We start from the raw sequence: 3,583 nt of genomic DNA, 5'->3' as shown, positions 1-3,583 counted from the left end.
CACGGGCATCCGCAGCCTGATCCGGGATCCCTATGCGGTCTATGCCCGCCACATCCTGCGGCTCTATCCGCTCGACCCGCTGCATCGGGCACCGGATGCGCGGCTGCGCGGCTCGATCCTGCACCGCATCCTCGAGGCCTTCGTGAAGGACCGCGCGCCGGGGGCCGACCGACCCGCCGAGCGCGCGCGCCTGATGCGGATCGCGGGCGAGGTGCTGGCCGAGGATGTGCCCTGGCCCGCGGCCCGGGCGCTCTGGCTTGCGCGGCTCGACCGGGCCGCCGACTTCTTCCTCGAGACCGAGGCCGCCCATGCCGGCACCCCGGTCGTGCTGGAAGAGGAGGGGCGCGTGGATCTGACCCCCCTGCGCTTCACGCTGACGGCGAAGCCCGACCGGATCGACGTCCTGCCGGACGGCCGGCTCCATATCCTCGACTACAAGACCGGAACGCCGCCCACCAAGAAGCAGCAGGAGCAGTTCGACAAGCAGCTCCTCCTCGAGGCGGCGATGGCCGAACGCGGCGGCTTCCGCGGCCTTGGGCCGGCCGAGGTGGCGCGGATCAGCTACATCGGCCTCGGCACCAGCCCGAAGGTCGAGAGTGTCGAGACCGATGCGGCGCTTCTCGGGCAGGTCTGGGACGGGCTCCATGCCCTCGTCGGCCGCTACCTCAGGCGCGAGCAGGGCTATGTCTCGCGCCGCGCCATGTTCGGCGAGCGCTTCCCGGGCGATTACGACCATCTCGCGCGGTTCGGCGAGTGGGAGATGAGCGACGTGCCGGTGCCCGTGCCGGTGGGGGCCGAGGCGCCGGACGAGGGCGCAGGCTCCGCGGAAGCGGGGACGGATCGCGACAAGGGAAGCTGGCCGGAGGATGCCGCATGAGACGCCCTGTCACTTTCGAGGCCGACCGATGAGCGGCCTGCGGGACGAGGCCTCCGAGCGTCAGGTGCAGGCCGCCGATCCGCGCGCCTCGACCTGGCTTTCGGCCAATGCGGGCTCGGGCAAGACGCGGGTGCTGACCGACCGGGTGGCGCGGCTCCTGCTCGACGGGGTCGAGCCGCAGCGCATCCTCTGCCTGACCTATACCAAGGCCGCCGCCTCCGAGATGCAGAACCGGCTGTTCCGGCGGCTGGGCGAATGGGCGATGCTCGACGATGCCGACCTGCGCCACGCGCTGGATGCCCTGGGCGTGGCCGCCGTGGGGCACGAGGTGCTGGCGCAGGCGCGCAGGCTATTCGCCCGCGCCATCGAGACGCCGGGCGGGCTGCGGATCCAGACGATCCACTCCTTCTGCGCGACGCTCCTGCGCCGGTTTCCGCTGGAGGCCGGGGTCTCGCCGCAGTTCACCGAGCTCGACGACCGCGCCGCGCGCCTCCTGCGCGAGGAGATCGTCGAGGAGATGGCCGACCGGATCGCCCCCGACGTGGTGGCCGATCTGGCGCGCGCCTATACCGGCGAGGATTTCGGCGCCCTGGCCGAGGAGGTGGCGCGCAATGCCGCGGGCCTCCTGCCGCCGCTCGACGCTCCGGCCTGCCGGGCGCTCTACGGGGTGGAGGGCGACGAGGCGGCGCTTCTGGCGCAGGTCTTCCTCGGCGGCGAGGCGGAATGGATGCCCGCGCTGATCGCAGCCCTCGAGGCGGGATCGGCGAACGACCAGAAGGCTGCGGCGAAGCTGCGGCTTCTGTCCTTCGCGGCGCCGACGACCGCCACGCTGGCCGGGCTCGAGGGGGTGCTCCTGACCGGCGCCTCGGCCAAGGAGCCCCATACCGCCAAGCTCGGCAGCTTCCCGACCAAGGCCACGCGCGCGGCACTCGGTTCGCTCGGCGACCGGCTCGATGCGCTGATGCGCCGGGTCGAGGCCGCGCGCCCCGTGCGCTGCTGCCTGCTCGCCGCCGAGCGGGCGCGGCTGATCCATGCCTTCGCGGGCGTGTTCCTGCCGCTCTATCAGGCGCGCAAGGCCGCCCGCGGCTGGCTCGACTTCGACGACCTGATCCAGCGCGCCAAGGGCCTGCTGACCGACCCGTCGGTCGCGCAATGGGTGCTCTTCCGGCTCGACGGCGGGATCGACCATATCCTCGTCGATGAAGCGCAGGACACGAGCCCCGACCAGTGGAAGGTGATCGAGCTGCTGGCGCAGGAATTCACCTCGGGGCGCGGCGCGCGCGAGGTGGAGCGGACGATCTTCGTCGTGGGCGACAAGAAACAGTCGATCTACTCCTTCCAGGGCGCCGATGTGGCGGCCTTCGACCGGATGCGGGCCGAGTTCGGCGAGCGTCTCGCGGGCGCCCGGCGGCGGCTCGAGGAGCTGGATCTGCTGCATTCCTTCCGCTCTTCGCCCGCGATCCTGCGGCTCGTGGATCTCACCTTCGACGAGCCCCGACGGCAGGCGCTGGGCGGCGAGGTCCGTCACATCGCCTTCCGCGGCGACATGCCGGGGCGGGCCGAGCTCTGGCCGCTGGTCGAGGCCGCCGAGGAGCCCGAGCCCGAGAACTGGTTCGATCCGGTGGACCTCGTCTCGGACGAACATCACGCGGCGCGGCTCGCGCGGCAGGTGGCCACCCGCATCCGCGCCATGATCGAGGCGGGGGTGCAGATCCCGCAGCCCGGCGGCTTCCGCCCCGTCGCGGCGGGCGATTTCCTGATCCTCGTCCAGCGGCGGTCGGACATCTTCGGCGAGATCATCCGGGCCTGCAAGGAAGCCCGCCTGCCCATCGCCGGGGCCGACCGGCTGAAGCTCGGAGCCGAGCTTGCGGTGCGCGATCTCTCGGCGCTGCTGGCCTTTCTCGCCACGCCCGAGGACGATCTGTCGCTCGCAGCCGTCCTGCGCTCGCCGCTCTTCGGCTGGAGCGAGGGCGAGCTCTTCGATCTGGCGCACGGGCGTGAGGGCTATCTCTGGCGCAGGCTCTACGACCGCGAGGCGGCCCATCCCGGGACGGTGGCGATCCTGCGCGACCTGCGCGATCAGGCGGATTTCCTGCGCCCCTTCGACCTGATCGAGCGCGCGCTGACGCGCCACGACGGCCGCCGCCGGCTGCTCGCCCGGCTGGGCGAGGAGGCCGAGGACGGGATCGACGAGCTGCTCAGTCAGGCGCTGGCCTACGAGCGGACCGACGTGCCGAGCCTCACGGGCTTCCTGACATGGCTTCAGACCGACGAGGTCGAGGTGAAGCGGCAGATGGAAGCCGCGGGCGGGCGCATCCGGGTGATGACGGTGCATGGCTCGAAAGGGCTCGAGGCGCCCATCGTGATCCTGCCCGACACGGCCGACCGCAAGCCGCGCGAGCGTGACGAGCTGTTCACGCTGGAGGGGGGTGCGCGGGTCTGGAAGACGCCCGCTGCCGAAAGCCCGCCGCAGATTGCCGCCGCCCGCGAGGCGCGGCGCGCGCGCGATGCGGCCGAGAACCTGCGGCTGCTCTATGTCGCCATGACGCGGGCCCAGTGCTGGCTGATCGCGGCTGCGGCCGGCAAGCTCGAGACGGGAGGCGCCTGGCACGACCTGATCCGGCAGGGAATGGAGGCTGCGGGCGCCGAGCGGCGCGATGACGGGGCGCTGGTGCTCGAGGAGGGCCTCTGGCCCCCGGCCGCGCC

At 72.4% G+C, this 3,583-nt stretch carries 2 protein-coding genes; both read left to right on the top strand.

Going from position 1 to position 3,583, the window contains the following annotated elements; translation table 11 throughout:
• The coding region (locus tag A9O63_RS18390; protein ID WP_205631856.1) for a PD-(D/E)XK nuclease family protein at positions 1–877 on the top strand (877 nt) is incomplete at its 5' end.
• A gap of 28 nt (positions 878–905) precedes the next feature.
• Positions 906–3,583 (top strand): double-strand break repair helicase AddA (gene addA, locus A9O63_RS18385; protein WP_069333218.1); only part of this gene is annotated, 2,678 nt, incomplete at its 3' end.

Origin of the sequence: Cereibacter johrii (assembly GCF_001720585.1) — a bacterium.
Lineage (GTDB): Bacteria > Pseudomonadota > Alphaproteobacteria > Rhodobacterales > Rhodobacteraceae > Cereibacter_A > Cereibacter_A johrii.
This window is presented reverse-complemented; position numbering and strand designations above follow the sequence as displayed.